14 protein-coding genes are annotated in these 16,434 nt (G+C 68.5%); 7 read left to right on the plus strand and 7 right to left on the minus strand.

Going from position 1 to position 16,434, the window contains the following annotated elements:
* Window positions 1-396 (plus strand): MFS transporter (locus AX744_RS13060; protein WP_157543609.1); only part of this gene is annotated, 396 nt, incomplete at its 5' end.
* Window positions 397-603: 207 nt separating this feature from the next.
* Entirely contained in the window at window positions 604-2,049 is a 1,446-nt protein-coding gene (argG, locus tag AX744_RS13065) for an argininosuccinate synthase (protein WP_061017336.1), read from the plus strand.
* A 76-nt stretch (window positions 2,050-2,125) separates the two neighbouring features.
* Here the strand turns inward: argG and AX744_RS13070 are convergent, their stop codons facing one another.
* Window positions 2,126-2,794, minus strand: a complete 669-nt coding sequence (locus tag AX744_RS13070; protein WP_061017338.1) for a GntR family transcriptional regulator — start codon at window positions 2,792-2,794, stop codon at window positions 2,126-2,128.
* Window positions 2,795-3,027: 233 nt separating this feature from the next.
* Here AX744_RS13070 and AX744_RS13075 point away from each other — a divergent pair, with 233 nt between their 5' ends.
* From AX744_RS13075 to AX744_RS13095, 5 genes are all read left to right on the plus strand, one after another.
* Window positions 3,028-3,678, plus strand: a complete 651-nt coding sequence (locus tag AX744_RS13075; RefSeq protein ID WP_046748044.1) for a TetR/AcrR family transcriptional regulator — start codon at window positions 3,028-3,030, stop codon at window positions 3,676-3,678.
* Window positions 3,675-4,385, plus strand: coding sequence for a hypothetical protein (locus tag AX744_RS13080; protein ID WP_046748043.1), 711 nt, complete (start codon window positions 3,675-3,677; stop codon window positions 4,383-4,385). Before AX744_RS13075 ends, AX744_RS13080 begins: the two co-directional genes overlap by 4 nt.
* The gene (locus AX744_RS13085; RefSeq protein ID WP_061017340.1) at window positions 4,382-6,217 is read left to right on the plus strand and encodes a YhgE/Pip domain-containing protein; all 1,836 of its coding nucleotides are present in this window, start codon (window positions 4,382-4,384) and stop codon (window positions 6,215-6,217) included. Before AX744_RS13080 ends, AX744_RS13085 begins: the two co-directional genes overlap by 4 nt.
* A 137-nt stretch (window positions 6,218-6,354) precedes the next feature.
* Window positions 6,355-9,018: a penicillin acylase family protein gene (locus AX744_RS13090; protein ID WP_082738524.1), complete on the plus strand. Its 2,664-nt coding sequence runs from the start codon at window positions 6,355-6,357 to the stop codon at window positions 9,016-9,018.
* A gap of 56 nt (window positions 9,019-9,074) precedes the next feature.
* Window positions 9,075-9,836, plus strand: coding sequence for an alpha/beta fold hydrolase (locus AX744_RS13095; protein WP_061017342.1), 762 nt, complete (start codon window positions 9,075-9,077; stop codon window positions 9,834-9,836).
* A gap of 47 nt (window positions 9,837-9,883) precedes the next feature.
* Here the strand turns inward: AX744_RS13095 and mnhG are convergent, their stop codons facing one another.
* From mnhG to AX744_RS13125, 6 genes are read right to left on the minus strand one after another with little or no spacing between them, the layout of a single operon-like run.
* Window positions 9,884-10,273: a monovalent cation/H(+) antiporter subunit G gene (gene mnhG, locus AX744_RS13100; RefSeq protein WP_046748040.1), complete on the minus strand. Its 390-nt coding sequence runs from the start codon at window positions 10,271-10,273 to the stop codon at window positions 9,884-9,886.
* Entirely contained in the window at window positions 10,270-10,539 is a 270-nt protein-coding gene (locus AX744_RS13105) for a monovalent cation/H+ antiporter complex subunit F (protein ID WP_021200077.1), read from the minus strand. Before AX744_RS13105 ends, mnhG begins: the two co-directional genes overlap by 4 nt.
* Window positions 10,536-11,126, minus strand: coding sequence for a Na+/H+ antiporter subunit E (locus AX744_RS13110; RefSeq protein ID WP_058630899.1), 591 nt, complete (start codon window positions 11,124-11,126; stop codon window positions 10,536-10,538). Before AX744_RS13110 ends, AX744_RS13105 begins: the two co-directional genes overlap by 4 nt.
* A complete protein-coding gene (locus AX744_RS13115) occupies window positions 11,126-12,676 on the minus strand; it encodes a Na+/H+ antiporter subunit D (RefSeq protein WP_045262651.1) in 1,551 nt (516 codons plus the stop codon). The genes AX744_RS13110 and AX744_RS13115 overlap by 1 nt, the downstream gene beginning before the upstream one ends.
* A complete protein-coding gene (locus AX744_RS13120; RefSeq protein WP_046748038.1) occupies window positions 12,673-13,269 on the minus strand; it encodes a Na(+)/H(+) antiporter subunit C in 597 nt (198 codons plus the stop codon). Before AX744_RS13120 ends, AX744_RS13115 begins: the two co-directional genes overlap by 4 nt.
* Window positions 13,269-16,238, minus strand: coding sequence for a Na+/H+ antiporter subunit A (locus tag AX744_RS13125; protein WP_061017345.1), 2,970 nt, complete (start codon window positions 16,236-16,238; stop codon window positions 13,269-13,271). The genes AX744_RS13120 and AX744_RS13125 overlap by 1 nt, the downstream gene beginning before the upstream one ends.
* Window positions 16,239-16,434: the final 196 nt, after the last annotated feature.

Below are 16,434 nucleotides of genomic sequence, written 5' to 3' on the forward strand. Positions count from 1 at the left end.
GCGGTCCTCGCGGGGCGCCTGCTCTCGGCACTCGCGTGGACGACGGTTCTCGTCATCCCGCACGCCGAGAACACGACGCTCCTCGTCGTCGCCATCCCCCTGGGCGTGGGGCAATTCCTGTTCGGCCTCGGGATGGGGGTGGAGGATCCGAACGAGATGGGATACCGCCAGGCGGTCGCCCCCGACCAGATGCAGGGACGGCTGAACGCATCGATTCGCACCGTGAACCGCGTCACCTTCCTCGTCGGGGCCCTGATCGCCGGCGGTCTGGCGACGGCGTACGGCTATCGCGTGACGATCGCGGTCAGCGTGGTCGTCTTCCTCGTGGCGGCGATGATCGTCCTGTTCTCGCCGCTGCGCACCGCACGCCACGAGGATTCCGCTCAGTCGGGGTAGCTTCGTCGCAGCTCACCGGGCCGTGCCCGGCGAAAACGGAGACGTGTCCGGCGTGCCTCGGCGTGCCTCACCACGACACACCGTGCCGCAGCCGGTGCTCCTCCGTTTTCGCCGGAGGCCACACCAGACGAAGCCACACCAAACGAGACCAGACGAGCCAGCTGAGGCGAGACGGGGCGACACGCCGCCGCGGATAGACTGGGAGCCATGTCCAAGGTCCTCCAGTCACTGCCCGTCGGCGAGCGCGTCGGCATCGCCTTCTCCGGAGGACTCGACACCTCCGTCGCCGTCGCGTGGATGCGCGAGAAGGGCGCCGTGCCCTTCACCTACACCGGCGACCTCGGTCAGTACGACGAGGACGACATCGCCTCGATCCCGGGCCGCGCGCTGGAGTACGGCGCCGAGGCGTCGCGCCTGATCGACTGCAAGACCGCCCTGGTCGAAGAGGGCTTCGTCGCCCTCTCCTGCGGCGCGTTCCACATCCGCTCCGGCGGAAAGACATACTTCAACACGACGCCCCTCGGCCGCGCCGTCACCGGCACGATGCTGGTGCGCGCCATGAAGGAGGACGGCGTCGACATCTGGGGCGACGGGTCCACCTACAAGGGCAACGACATCGAGCGGTTCTACCGCTACGGCCTGCTCGCCAACCCGCGCCTGCGCATCTACAAGCCGTGGCTCGACGCCGACTTCGTCACCGAGCTCGGCGGCCGCAAGGAGATGAGCGACTGGCTCGTCGCCCGCGACTTCCCGTACCGCGACTCCGCCGAGAAGGCATACTCGACCGACGCGAACATCTGGGGCGCGACGCACGAGGCGAAGACGCTCGAGCACCTCGATGTCTCGCTCGAGACCGTCGACCCGATCATGGGCGCGAAGTTTTGGGACCCCTCGGTCGCGATCGAGACCGAAGACGTCACCGTCACGTTCGAGGCGGGACGCCCGGTCGCGATCAACGGCGTGGAATACTCCGACCCGGTCGCCCTGGTCATGGAGGCGAACACGATCGGCGGACGCCACGGCCTCGGCATGAGCGACCAGATCGAGAACCGCATCATCGAGGCGAAGTCGCGCGGCATCTACGAGGCACCCGCCATGTCGCTGCTGTTCATCGCCTACGAGCGCCTGGTCAACGGCATCCTCAACGAAGACACCCTCGCCACCTACCACGAGCAGGGTCGACGCCTCGGTCGCCTCATGTACGAGGGACGCTGGCTCGAGCCGCAGTCGCTCATGCTGCGCGAGTCGATCCAGCGCTGGGTCGGCCTCACCATCTCCGGAACCGTCACGATCCGCCTGCGCCGCGGCGACGACTGGACCATCCTCGACACCGTCTCCCCGAACCTCTCGTATGGCCCCGAGAAGCTGTCGATGGAGCGTGTCGGCGATGCCGCCTTCGGGCCGGTCGACCGCATCGGCCAGCTGACCATGCGCAACCTCGACATCGCCGACTCGCGTGCACGCCTCGAGCAGTACGCGGGACTCGGCCTCGTCGGAGGTGCGACCGGCGAACTGGTCGGCCGCGTGACCGCCGGGGAGTCCAGCGAGATCACCGAGTCCGTCCAGGGCTCGATCTCCGAAGCCGACGAGACGTTGGCCGACGCCGTCGACTCGGCCTCCGAGGGCGCAGCCTTCGACTCCGGCACCGACTGACACGACGACGGATCCACCGATGCGCCGGCGCCCTCGGGGTGCCGGCGCATCGTGCTTTCAGAGGTGCGGCTCGGGATCAGCGCGCTCGCGCCGCGGTGCGGTCGACGACACCCGGCAGCACATCGTCGAAGAGGATCACCAGGGCCGCCCGGGTCTGCACGGCATCACGACGGACGATCGCCTCGCGGATCTCGCGCGTGGACCTCTCGTTCGCCGCCCAGTCGAACGACCCCGCAGAGCGCTGCGTGAAGCGCCGGATCTGCGGCCCGAGCAGTTCGATCACGGACTCGCGCAGGGCATTCCCCTCGAGACGGGCGAAGCCGATGGCGATGGCGCGCAGCGCGACTCCGTAGGCCAGGACATCGCGCGCTCGTCCCGCGGCGGACATATCGTCGGTCAGCTCCACGAGATAGGCGACGTCATCCTCCTGGACGTGCGGCATCGCATGGCGCACCGAGCCGATCCAGCTGTCGCCGAAGAGGGCGATGGCATCGCGGATGTGGTCGAGATCGAGCGGCGCCACGCGGGTGGCGCCGTTGCGGTGCATCTCGACGAGCCCCTGTTCCGCCAGGCGCGCCAGGGCATGTCTGACGGGCGTGGCGGAGGCCCCCAGGCTCTCCGCCAGCTCCGCGTCGCGAAGGCGCTCCCCCGGCCGCAGCTCACCGTCGACGATCGCATCCCGCAACCGGCGATAGACATCATCGCTCTTCGTTCGGCGTTCCCGCACGACATCGATGCCTGCCAAAGCACACTCCCCCTCGACCACAGCGGTCCCCCACCACTTGAAAACGGTCGACACTCGCGTACCGGACGCTCACGCGTCCGAGACCGGCGCCATCCCCCGTGCGCGCTCACGCGCAACGCGTAACATAACACGCTCGGCTCCGTGACGGCTGCGCGGAAGCGGCACCTGAGGACGCTCTCCGAATGTGAAGAATAATCTTGCACAGCTATGTGCATGATCCGTAGCATGAGGTCATGACCACTCGTGCACCTCGTCGCGACGCCGTCGAGAACCGCGCCGGCATCCTCTCCGCCGCGCGCTCGACCCTGGCCGTCCATCCGCACGCCTCCATCGACGTCATCGCTCGTCGTGCCGGGCTCTCGCGTCGCACCCTCTACGGACACTTCGAGGACCGTGACGCCCTCATCCGGGAGCTCATCTCCAGCGGCACTCAGCGGTTCAACGCCATCGCCACCTCGATCGACGACATCGACGCCCGTCTCGCCCTCGCCCGCCTCGCCGCTCTGCTCTGGCACGAGGCCGCGCACGTGCAGGTCGCCGCGGCTCTCGCTCTCGATGAAGCGCACGTCGAGCACACGGCGGCCGCGCTGGCCCCGTTGCGCCGCACGGTGTCGGCACTCGTGCGACGCGGTCAGGACGACGGCAGCTTCCGCACGGACCTCGCCGCCCCCACCCTCGCGCGCCTCATCGAGGAGATGGCCCGCACCGTGATCTCGCGCACGGACGCGACCAGCACGGGTGCGGCTGACGTCGCCGTGCGGACCGTGTTGAGCATCGCCGGCCTCTCCTGGCGCGAAGCTGACGAGCTGCTCGCCTCGCACCCCGACATCGCCGCGGCCGCCGCTCCCACAGACTCCCCCATCGATCCGGAGGACCGCGCATGAAGATCTCGCTGCGCGATGTGAGCAAGGGCCGCAACGGCCAGGCGCTGCCCCCCATGTCGCTCGAGTTCCACACCGGAGCAGTGCGTTTCGCGATCGCCGAGACCGAACAGCGACCGACCGTGCTCGGCTTGATCGCGAGCGGCCGCATGCGTCCGGAATCCGGGCGCGTGAGCATCGACGACGCGGTCGACGCGAAGTCCCTGCGTCGACGCGTGGCCCTGGTCGACGCTCCGGATGTCAGCGACCCTCATCCCGACGTCGCCCTGGTCGGCGTCGTCGAAGAGGAGCTCATGTTCGCGGGCCTCGGCGCCACCCCGCTCCACGCCCGGCGCTGGCTCGCTCGTCTGGGGTACAGCGAGCTCGCCGCCGCCCCCATCGGCACCGTCGATCCGGCGGCACGCGTGCGCATCCTGTGCGAGCTGGCCGTACTCCGCTCCGGCGTCGAGGGCATCGTGCTCGTGTCGCCCGACCGTCACGGCGGCAGCCCCGATGGATGGTGGCGCATCGCCACGGAGTTCGCCGACCGCGGTTACGCGATGCTCGTGATCGTCGGCGGATCCGCTGCCGTGGCCCTGGAGCGGATGCACGAGTTCGACGCGATCAATGCCTCCGGACCGGTCGAGCCGCTCGTGTGGGACGAACCGGCGGACGATGCCGTCCCCGACATCGCGGACACCCCCGCAGACGAGAACGGAGGCACGCGATGAAGGTTCCCGCCATGATCGCCGCCGAGCTCCGACGACTGACAGCGAGCAGGATGGGCATCATCGCCCTGGTCGCGCTGATCTGCGTGCCGATCCTCTACGGCGGTCTGTACCTCTGGGCGAACCAGGACCCGTACGCCAAGTTCCCCGAGGTTCCCGTCGCCCTCGTGGTGGACGACGAGGGCGCGCCCGCACCCACGACCGGCACGGAACCCGCGACGGGCGAGACCGTCAACTACGGCGAAGACGTGGCGGAGAACCTGATCAAGGGCAACGCGTTCGACTGGCAGCTGATGTCGGCGGACGAAGCCTCGGAAGCACTGCGCCACGGCACGGTCGACTTCACGGTGACGATTCCCAGCGACTTCTCCTCGGCCCTCACCTCGGCGGCGGGAACCGACCCGCACCAGGCGCGCATCGATCTCGAGACCAATGACGCGAACAACTACCTCGCATCGTCGATGGGCACGCAGGCGGTCGAGAAGATCCGCAGCTCGGTCGCCGAGATGGTGGGCAGCCAGGCCGCAGAGCGCCTGCTCACGGGCCTGAGCGACGTGCGCGACAAGCTCATCACGGCGACGGACGGCGCCACCAGGCTCGCCGACGGCGCCGGCACGGCGGCGACCGGGAGCATAACTCTGGCGGAGGGCACCGCGAAGCTGGCCGACGGCACGGCGCAACTCGCGACCGGGGCGCAGAGCCTCGCGAGCGGAGCCCAGCAGGTGAGCGCGGGCAACCGACAGCTCGCCGACGTCGCCGACCGCGCGGGGTCAGCGGTGCAACAGGCCGCGAACGCCTTGCCGCAGGTGCGCTCCGACATCGCGAACGCGCTGGCGCAGCAGGGCCTCACCCCCGAAGAGATCGACCAGGTGCTCGCCCGGCTCGATCCGCTGGGCGCGCGTCTGCAGGAGGGGAACACGCAGGTGCAGGCCGCGGTCGGCAAGGTCGATCAGCTCGCTGCCGGCGCCGCATCCCTCGCCGCGGGTGCGAACGAGCTCGCCTCCGGCGCCGGCACGGTCGCCACCGGCGCCTCCGCGGCGAACGACGGCGCGACGCAGCTGCGTGACGGACTGGCGACGCTGGCCTCCGGTACGGCCGAACTGCGCGACGGGCTCGCCCAGGGGGTGGACGCGATCCCCGCCTCGACACCCGACCTGCGTGCCCGTCAGGCCGACACGATCGCCGATCCCGTGAAGGTGTCGAGCGACAAGGTCGCCTCCGCGGAGGACTACGGCGCCGGGCTCGCCCCGTTCTTCGCCGCACTGTCGGCGTGGATCGGCATCTACGCGCTCTTCCTGATCGTCAAGCCGATCTCACGGCGGGCCATCACGGCCCTCCATTCCCCCGTCCGCATCACGCTCGCCGGCTGGCTCACCCCTGCGATGCTCGGCGCGGTGCAGATGCTCGGGCTCATGGGAATCCTCGCCGTCACGCTCGGCTTCACGTTCGACCACCCGCTCGGAACCCTCGGTGTGATGATCTTCGCGTCGGCCACCTTCACGGCGATCATCCTCGCGTTGAACGTGTGGCTCGGCTCGGTCGGACAGTTCCTCGGGCTGGTGCTCATGGTGCTGCAGCTCGTCACGGCCGGTGGGACCTTCCCCTGGCAGACGCTGCCGGCACCACTCGCCGCCCTTCATCATGTGCTGCCGCTGGGATACGTGGTCGATGCGATGCGCCAGCTGATGTACGGCGGCGACTACGCGCGGGCCGGGTGGGATCTGGCAGTGCTCGGAGTCTGGCTCGTCGGTGCGCTGCTGCTCGCGATGATCGGGGTGACCCGGATGACGCACCGCCGCACGCTGCGGGATCTGCAGCCGAGCCTGATCGGGTGATCGGTCGGGCGCTCGCGGCGGAACACCTCGCGGCGAGCGCGGAGGTGGATATGATGCGAAGGCGCGACCCTGACACGCGCACCGGGGCTCGGTGGGACTGAGTTCCACCTGTCTACCCGAAAGAGTTCTCGACGATGATGACCGATTCGCAGGAGTCCGCCGCACCCTCACGCCCCTCGCTGGGTGTCCGCATCGGACGCGTCGCGTTCCTCGTTGTGGCCGCGATCGTCGTGGTGGCCGTGGCTGCCGCGTTCTTCGTGACCTGGACGATCCAGCGCTCCTTCCCGCAGACCGACGGATCCATCGAGCTCGACGGCCTCCAGGCCGAGGTCACCGTGCAGCGCGACGACCGCGGCATCCCGACGATCACCGCCGACTCCACGGACGATCTGTTCTACGCCCAGGGCTTCGTGCACGCGCAGGACCGCTTCTTCGAGATGGACTTCCGCCGCCACGTGACGTCCGGACGGGTCGCCGAGATGTTCGGGGAGTCGCAGGCCGGAACCGACGCCTTCCTCCGCACCCTCGGCTGGCGCAAGGTCGCCGAGGCCGAGGTCGAGGCCATGGACGACACCACCCGCGGCTACTACGAGGCGTATGCGGATGGGGTGAACGCCTACCTGGCCTCGCGTTCGGGTGCCGAGCTCTCGCTCGAGTACGCCGTGATCGGACTGCAGAACCCCGACTACGCCCCAGAGCCCTGGGAACCTGCCGATTCCGTGGCCTGGCTCAAGGCCATGGCCTGGGATCTCCGCGGCAACATCGAGGACGAGACCGAGCGATCGCTCCTCGCCGCCGAGCTGAGCACCGCTACCGACGGCAATGCCCCGGATGCCGCGACCACCGCGGACATGCTGGCGAAGCTCTATCCCGAGTACCCGTTCGCTGAGAACCCCGTGATCGTCCCGAAGATCTCGACCGTTCCGGCGCTCGGCACGGGAGCGGAACCCGCAGCCTTCACCCCCGGCGAGACCGAGGGTGAGGCGCAGCAGGCGTCGACCACCATCGACTGGGAGGAGACCTCGAACGTCATCGAGGCCGCCAGCGTGCTGGTCGGCGACGTGGGCGAGGGCATCGGCTCGAACTCGTGGGTCGTCTCCGGAGACCTCACCGAGACGGGGATGCCGCTGCTCGCGAACGACCCGCACCTCGGAGCCTCCCTCCCCTCGGTCTGGTACCAGGTGCAATTGAAGTGCTCGACCGTGGACGAGGAGTGCCCGTTCGATGTGGGCGGCTTCTCGTTCTCCGGGCTGCCCGGCATCGTGATCGGCCACAACCAGAAGGTCGCGTGGGGGTTCACGAACCTCACCACCGACGTCACCGACCTCTACGTCGAGCGGGTCGAGGGCGACCAGTACTGGCGCGACGGAGCCCTGGTGCCGCTGGAGGAGAGCACGGAGACGATCAAGGTCGCCGGCGGCGATGACATCGATCTGACCATCCGCTCCACCGTGCACGGCCCGATCATCTCCGGACTCACGGACGACTTCACGGAGATCGCCGATGACCCAGAGCCCGCGCTGGGCGTCGAGGCCTCCGCGCCGACCGCTCCCGTCCCCGGGTCGGAGGACGCCGAGTACGCCGTGAGCCTGCGGTGGACGGCGCTCGATCCCGGGACGGCCGCGACGGCGATCTTCGCCCTCTCCACCGCGCAGGACTTCGATGACTTCCGCTACGCCGCGTCGCTCTTCGACGTGCCGGCGCAGAACCTCATCTACGCCGACACCGAGGGCAACATCGGATACCAGGCCCCCGGCCGCCTCCCCATCCGCGGTGCTGGCGACGGATGGATGCCCCAGCCCGGATGGGACAGCAGCTACGACTGGACGGGCTTCATCCCGTTCGAGGAGCTGCCGGTGTCGTACAACCCGAACTCGGGGTACATCGTCACCGCGAACAACGCGATCGTGACGGACGACTACGCCTACTTCCTCTCCCGCGACTGGGACTACGGCTACCGGGCGGCGCGGATCGCCCACCTCATCGAACGGCGGACGGCGGTCGCCCCGCTGACCGCCGACGACATGCGCGACATCCAGATGGACAACGAGATGTGGATCGGAACGCAGCTGGCGACCGCCATGGCCGAGGTCGACGTCTCCGGGGCAGGCGCGTCCGATGCCGTCGACCTCTTGGAGGCCTGGGACGGTCAGAACAGCGCATCGTCGGCGGCCGCCGCCTATGCGAACGTGCTGTGGTCGAACCTGGTGCAGAACATCTTCGCCGAGCGCGAGCAGCCCCTCCCGATCGATGGTCAGGGGCGCCTGTTCACGGTCGTCTCCGCCATGCTGACCGATCCGTCCGACCCGCTCTGGACCAACGAGCAGCTCGACGCCGACGGGATGGAGCAGATGCTCGCGCTGTCGGCGGAAGAGGCCTACGACGAGCTCGCAGCCCTGCAGGGGACCACGATCTCGCGATGGAACTGGGGTGACCTGCACGCGATCACCCTCACCAGCGACACGCTCGGCTCGTCGGGGATCGCCCCGATCGAAGCACTGTTCAATCGCGGGCCGTTCCCCGTGAGCGGAGGAGCGTCCGTCGTGAACGCGACCGGATGGGAGCTCGGCGTCTCGTATGCGACGACGACGGTGCCGTCGATGCGGATGGTGGTCGATCTCTCCGACTTCGACGCCTCGACCTGGAACCACCTGACCGGTGCCTCCGGACACGCGTTCCACGAGCACTACACCGATCAGACCGCCGACTGGGCGGCAGGCGCCCAGAAGCCGTGGGCGTACTCGACGAAGGCGGTGAAGTCCGCAGCCGTCGACACGCTGGTGCTCAGCCCGGCCGACTGAACCCGAGGGTCGGAGTATCCGAGCACCGCCCCAGGATGCTCGGCTAGCGTGGATGGGTGCCAACCAGCTACCTCGCCCCCAAGGGCACCCCCGTCACGCTCCTGGAGTTCGAGCACGGAGGTGCGACCCTCATCGCCGAGACGTTCGGCGAAGGACCGCACACCTACCTGCTCCTGCACGGTATCGGCATGGGGCGCAGCGTCTACCTCGACGTCGTGCAGCGGCTCGATGGACGAGTCATCGCGGTCGATCTGCCGGGCTTCGGGGAGGCGCCAGAGCCCACGCGCACCCTCACGATGGAGCGGCACGCCGACCTGGTCGCGGCCTACCTCCTGCACGTGGACTCCGGCCCCGTTCTCGTGATCGGCCACTCCATGGGGAGCCAGATCGCTGCCGAGCTCGCCGCACGCCATCCGTCCCTCGTCGAAGGAGTGGTGCTCGCCGGTCCCACCGTGAACAAGGCGGCACGCAACATCGGAGCGCAGGCCCGCTACCTGCTGACCGACCTCATCGGCGAGCGGCCGCTGGTCATCTGGCGGGGAGCCCGCGAGTACCTCCGCGGCGGACCACACCTCTTCCGCAAGATGCGCGCAACGATCGTGCACGAGCCGGAAGACGCCTTCGTGCGCATCGAGTGCCCGGTGCTGGTGCTGCGCGGAGAGAGCGACCCGCTGGCACCGATGAGCTGGTGCCGCGAGATCATCGACGCGATCCCCGGAGCCGACCTCGAGGTGATCCCCGACCATGGTCACGGCACCCTGATCAGCGACTCCGAGCCCGCGGCACGCCTGATCCACGAGTTCGCCGCCCGCATCTGACGCCCGCGGGCTCTCCGTCGAGCGGCTCCCGGGATCAGACCTCGAGGTCAGCCGGCGGCGGGCGGGGTCTGCTTCGACTCGGCGAGTTCGTCGACCACGAGACCGCGCTGCTCGATGGTGCCGTTGCGATACGCCTGCCGTCCGACCATGTGCGCCGAGAGCGGAGCGGTCGCGAACTGCATGAGCACCACCGGGGCGACCAGCACGAACCCGAGCAGGATGCCGCCGATCGAGCGCTGCGACAGTGCGATGGCGATGCAGATGAGGAGCAGACCGAGAACCTGCGGCTTGGTCGCCGCGTGCAGTCGCGAAGGCACATCGCGGAAGTGCAGCAGCCCGACCGCAGCCGACAGGCACAGCACGGCGCCGAGCAGGATGAGCACGAGCACCGCCACGTCGATGACGGCGTCGGGGATCATGAGACCGAACACGTTCATGGTGTCGTGTTGTCCCTTCTCGCGACGAAGCGGGCGACGGCGATCGAGCCGAACACCCCGATGGCCGCGATGATCAGGAGCACCGGGATGTTGCGGGTGTGACCGTTGATGGCCATCTCCGCACCGATCACGCACATCACCTCGGTGAGGAGCACGTCGGAGGCCACGGCCCTGTCGAGGATCGACGGCCCGCGCACGATCCGGATCAGGGCGAGCACGGCGGCGATGCCGAACACCACCATGATCAGCAGCAGGAGGATGTTCATCGGGCACCGCCCTTCGTCAGTCCGAGGCCCGCACGCTCGTCGGCCTTGAGGGCACGATACTGAGCGGGGTCTCCGAGCGCACGCACGACCCGCTGCTCCCAGCGCAGCACGCCCGCACGCTGCTTCTCCACGTCGTCGAGGTTCCGGACGCCGATCACGTGCAGGTACAGGATCCGGCGGTCGCGGTCGGTCTCCACGACCAGCGACCCGGGGATCAGAGACGACACGACAGCGACGTGCGTCATGACGAGGTCGTCCGCGTAGCGCAGCGGCACCGCGATGATGGCCGTCCCCGGCTGTCGGCGGAAGTCGAAGACCTGCACGGTGACCGAGAGGGCGCCGCTCAGCACGGCGAACAGGAACTGCACCACGAAGAGCGCCGCGTACCAGAGGTTGATCCGGCCGGAGAGCGCGACGGTCGGCAGGCGGAACACGCGGGTGACGAAGATCGCGACGACGAGTCCCGTGAGGAACGACAGCACCGTGAACTGCGCCCACAACAGCATCCAGAGCACGACGAGCCACGCGAGGAACGGCAGCTGCACGCGGATGTCGCGCCACAGGTGACGCCGGGTGTCACGCGCCATCAGCCCACCTCGTCTTCCAGTTGCACGAGGCTCACGGGCTGCAGCAGTCCGGCGCCGATGCGGTCGCAGAGGGCGTACAGGGGACCGGCGAACACGGTCAGAGCGAGGGTCACAGCGACCATGCCTCCGGTCGCGAGGGTCATGATCTTCGGGATGCGGCGACGCTCCTGCTGCTCGTCGGCGGCGGGGGCGTTACCCAGGTAGGAGATGCGGCCCTCGGTCTCGGTGGAGTCCTCCTCCTCGCGCCAGAAGGCGAGGTTCCAGGCGCGCATCAGCGCGTACAGCGTCAGCAGCGAGGTGATGATACCGCCGAAGATCAGCACGATCATGATCGGAGTCCCGACGGAGGCCGCAGCTTCGAACAGCGCGAACTTGCCGATGAACCCCGAGAAGGGTGGCAGGCCGCCGAGGTTGATCGCGGGAACGAAGTACAGCACCGCGATGACCGGGGCGACCTTCAGCAGCCCCTTGACCCGCAGGATCGACGTGCTTCCCGCTCGGCGTTCCACGAGCCCGACGGCGAGGAACAGCGTTGTCTGCACGACGATGTGGTGAACGATGTAGTACACCGTCGCGCCGATAGCGGCGGGCGTCGCTATCGCGAGCCCGAAGATCATGTAGCCCACGTGGCTGACCAGCGTGAACGACAGGATTCGTTTGAGCTCTGCCTGCGCCACGGCGCCGAGCACTCCGACGATCATGGTCGCGAGCGCGATGATCAGCAGCAGGGTGTCGATGCTGTTCGAGGCGAAGAGCTGCGTCTCGGTGCGGATCAGCGCATACACGCCGACCTTCGTCAGCAAGCCGGCGAACACGGCGGTGACCGGGGCCGGAGCGGTCGGGTACGAGTCGGGCAACCAGAACGACACCGGGAAGATGGCAGCCTTGATGCCGAAGGCCACCACGAGCATCAGGTGCAGCACCAGCTGCGTCTCCTGGGGGAGCTCCGACATCCGCTCGGCGATCTGGGCCATGTTGACCGTGCCGAGCGCGCCGTAGATCATGGCGATCGAGGCGAGGAACAGGATCGACGAGACCAGCGAGACGACGATGTAGACCGCGCCGGTGCGGATACGGGACTCGGTGCTGCCCAGCGTGATCAGCACGTAGGAGGCGACGAGCAGGATCTCGAATCCGACGTACAGGTTGAACAGGTCCCCGGCGATGAAGGCGTTGAAGATACCGGCCGCGAGGATCAGGTACGACGGGTTGAAGATGGAGATCGGCGTCTCGTCGGTGCCGTCCGCCGCACCTTGGCCGATGGAGAAGAGCAGCACCGCGAGCAGCACGATGCTGGAGATCAGCACCAGGAGCGCGGCGAGCCGGTCGACATAGAGCACGATGCCGAACGGAACGGGCCATCCGCCGACCGACACCGCGAGCGGAGCACCCGAATCGACGACGACCAGGAGCACGGCGGCGATGATCGAGACGGCGGCGAGGGTGGCGACGGTGACGACGACCTGGAGGCGCGCGTTCCGGCCGAACACGAGAGTGACGGCGGCACCGAGCAGTGGCAGTGCGACGAGGAGGGGGACGAGGGCGGTCATGGCCTGCCCTCCTCGTTCTCGTCGTGGTCATCGGGTTCGTCGGGGCGCGGTTCTCGACCCTCGTCCGCAGCAGAGGGTTCGCTCCCCCAACCGGTCGGAGCGTCATACGGCGCATCGTCGTGGATGGAGGGGTGGTCCCGCATGTGCAGCACCGTGATCGGCGCGGTCTGCACGCCGACGAAGTCCGTGGTCGCCTCGTCGTCGTCCGTCTCGGATTCGTCGTCCATGAGGTCTTCGTCGGCATCGGTGCGCTCGCGCAGGGCGATGTCTGCCTCGTCGTCCTCGACCGTGTCGGCCTGTCCGAGCTGCCAGGAGCGATAGATCAGTGCGAGGAGGAAGGCCGAGACCGCGAACGTGATCACGATGGCCGTGAGGGTGAGCGCCTGCGGGAGGGGGTCGCTCATCTCACCCTCGGTACCGAAGAACGGGGCGTTGCCCGGCACGCCCATCACGATCAGCAGCAGCAGATTGGTGGCGTTGCCGAGCAGCAGGAAGCCGATCAGCACGCGGGTCAGGCTGCGCTCCAGCATCGCGTAGACACCGCATGCGAAGAGGATGGCCATGATGACGATCAGGGTGAGGGAGACATCCATCAGCTGCTCCTCCCGCCCCGCGAGAGGAATCCTTCAGGACCGGGCGTGGTGCGCAGGGCGGCCTGACGGTCGACCTCGGCCCCGAGGCTGCGGAGCACGTCGAGCACGAGTCCGATCACGACGAGATAGACGCCCACATCGAAGATGGTCGACGTGACGAACTCCATGTGTCCGATGAGCGGGATCTCCCACTCCCAGAACGTGCTGGTCAAGGGGGCGAGGCCGAAGAACAGGGGCACCACGGCCGTGCCGACGGCCAGGATGAGGCCGGTGCCGAGGAGGCGTCCCGCGTCCGTCGGGGCCGCGGCTCCCAGCTCCCAGCGACCGCCGGCGATGTAGCGCATCACCAGCGCCATACCCGCGACGAGACCGCCGGCGAACCCGCCACCTGGCAGGTTGTGCCCGGAGAACAGCAGGAAGATCGACACCACGATGATCGTGTGGAACAGGATGCGGACGATCACCTCGAGCAGGATCGACCTGTTCTCGGGCTTCATCTTCTGGCCGCCGACGAGCCATGCCCGCGGGCTGCTCTCGTTCTCGGACGTCTGGAAGCGGATGCCCTCGGTCGTCTCGACGAGGGGGCGGCTGCGCGCGGCCTTGCGCGTGGCTCGCGGCAGGTTCTTGGTGGCGGCCAGCAGATCGGCGCGGTGCGTGACGAATACGAGGGAGGCGACGCCCGTCGCGGCGAGCACGAGCACCGAGAGCTCGCCCATGGTGTCCCAGCCACGCAGATCGACGAGTGCCACGTTGACGACGTTCTTGCCGTGGCCGATCTCGTACGCGAGCTTCGGGAACGCCTCCGAGATCGGGTCGGCGACGCGGGACTGGGTGGCGACGACGGCCACGAAGGCCATCGTGACGCCCACGCCGATGGCCAGCAGGGCGCGGGGGATGCGCCCGACCGAGGCGTTGTGCTCGCCCATGCGCGCGGGAAGACGACGCAGCACGAGGGCGAAGGTGACCATCGTGACCGTCTCGACCAGGATCTGCGTGAGCGCGAGGTCGGGAGCGCCGCTCGTCGCGAAGAGCACGACCATTCCGAGTCCAGTGACCGAGACCAGCACCACGCCGGTGTAGCGCTTGCGCGCACGGACCGCGAAGATGCCGGCGATCGCCATGATCGGCGCGACGGCGATCTGCGCCGGAGTGTGCCAGAGGGACAGGTTGTACCGATCGATGTCGCTCGCGATCAGCGCCGTGACCTCGGCGGCGACGAACACCACGAAGATGGTGCCGACGTACACGGGCAGCGAGCCGCGCTGCGTGAGCGTCGTGCTGAGCACCGAGAGACGGTCGACGCCGCGCATGACGAAGTAGTACACGTCGGCCGCGGTGAAGCGCAGGATGCGAGCCTTGCGGTCCCAGGCGGTCCTGCGGGTGAGCAGGAACAGCCCGATGCCGAGCAGGATCGACAGGATCGAGATGCCCAGCGCCGGTTCGAAGCCGTGCCAGAGCGCCAAGTGGCCAGGGCCCTCGACGGCTTCCCCGGAGTGATCGAGGCCGGGGGTCGCCGTGAGGGCGTATCCCTGCAGAGCGGTGTCCAGGGCGGGAGCGCCGATGCCGGTGGCGAGGGTGACCCCCGCGAGGATGATCGGCGCGGACAGGAAGCCCACCGGCGGATCGGGCCATGCGGTGTCGGGAAGCTGCTGGCCCTGGTCGTCGCGCTTCTTCCAGAACGCACCCCAGAGGAAGCGCACGCCATATGCCGCAGTCAGCATGGAACCGAGGACGATCCCGATCAGCGCGACGAGACCCCAGGCGGAGCCGCCCTGCGCGTCGTCGAGGAGCGCGGTGAGCGTCGATTCCTTGGCGACGAAGCCGATGGTCGGGGCGATACCCGCCATGGAGGCGACGGAGATGAATGCCGCTGTGGCCATGACGGGCGCCTGCCGACCGACACCGGAGAGCTCGTTGATGTCACGGGTCGACAGTTGGCGGTCGATCACACCGACGATGAGGAACAGCGCCGACTTGAACAGCGCGTGGCCGATGACCAGGGCGAGACCGGCGAGGGCGGTCGCCTGCGTGCCGTAGCCGACGACGATCGCGAAGAAGCCGAGCTGGCTCACGGTGCCGAAGGCGAGGATGCGCTTGAGGTCGGTCTCCCGAAGCGCCTGGATTCCGCCGAGCAGCATCGTGACGATGCCGAGCGTGATGACGATCGGTCGCCATGTCGTGCTGAACGCGAAGATCGGGGCGAAGCGGGCGATCAGGTAGATGCCGGCTTTCACCATCGCGGCCGCATGCAGGTAGGCGCTGACCGGGGTGGGTGCCGCCATGGCACCCGGAAGCCAGAAGTGGAAGGGGAACAGCGCAGACTTGCTGATGGCCCCGATCAGGAGCATCACGATCGCGGCGTCGATGAGCGGCCCACTGGGCGCGAGCTCGAGGATCTCGCGGATGCTCGAGGTGCCCGTGTCGACGACGAGCAGCACGACGCCGACGAACATCACGAGACCGCCGAGCGTCGTCACGAGCAGCGCCTGCAGTGCGGCACGACGGCTGGCAGCGCGCCGACGGTAATGGCCGATGAGGAGGTAGGAGAGGATGCTCGTGACCTCCCAGAACATGACGAGCATCACGAGGTCGTCGGTGAGCACGAGCCCGTACATCGCCCCGGCGAAGCCGAGCAGGACACCGGCGAACTGGCCGACCCCCGCGGAGTCCTCGTAGAAGTACCAGCGGCAGTAGAGAAGCACGAGCGCGCCGACGCCGGTGACGATCAGCGTGAGCACCCAGCCGAGCACGTCCATGTTCATGGAGAGGTTGAGTCTCAGCTGCGGGATCCACTCGACCGATTCGAACGGGACGGGGCCGTCGAGCACCCGCGGCGTCATGACGAGCGCGTGCACGAAGGCGGCTGCCGGAACGAGGGCGGCGATGGCGAAGGCCTGAGCTCCGAGCCAGCGCACCAGAACGGGCATCAGCAGCGACCCGAGGAGGAACACAGCGAGGAGCATCAGCATATACGCGGCTCCCTCAGGGCTCGTCGGCCATTTCGGCACAGGCGGGCGGGTGTCAGACCAGTTTACCGGCGCGAGAGGTTCCTGCGGTCCACAGTTGCACGATCGTGCGAGAGTTGGCCCATGCGGCGGGTCTGGGTGCGAGAGCTCGCGGGCTGGTCGGGAGCACTGGTCGTGGCGGTCATCACCGTCGCTCAGG

The sequence above is a fragment of the Microbacterium sp. CCH5-D1 genome, from assembly GCF_001557335.1.
Classification (GTDB): domain Bacteria; phylum Actinomycetota; class Actinomycetes; order Actinomycetales; family Microbacteriaceae; genus Microbacterium; species Microbacterium oxydans.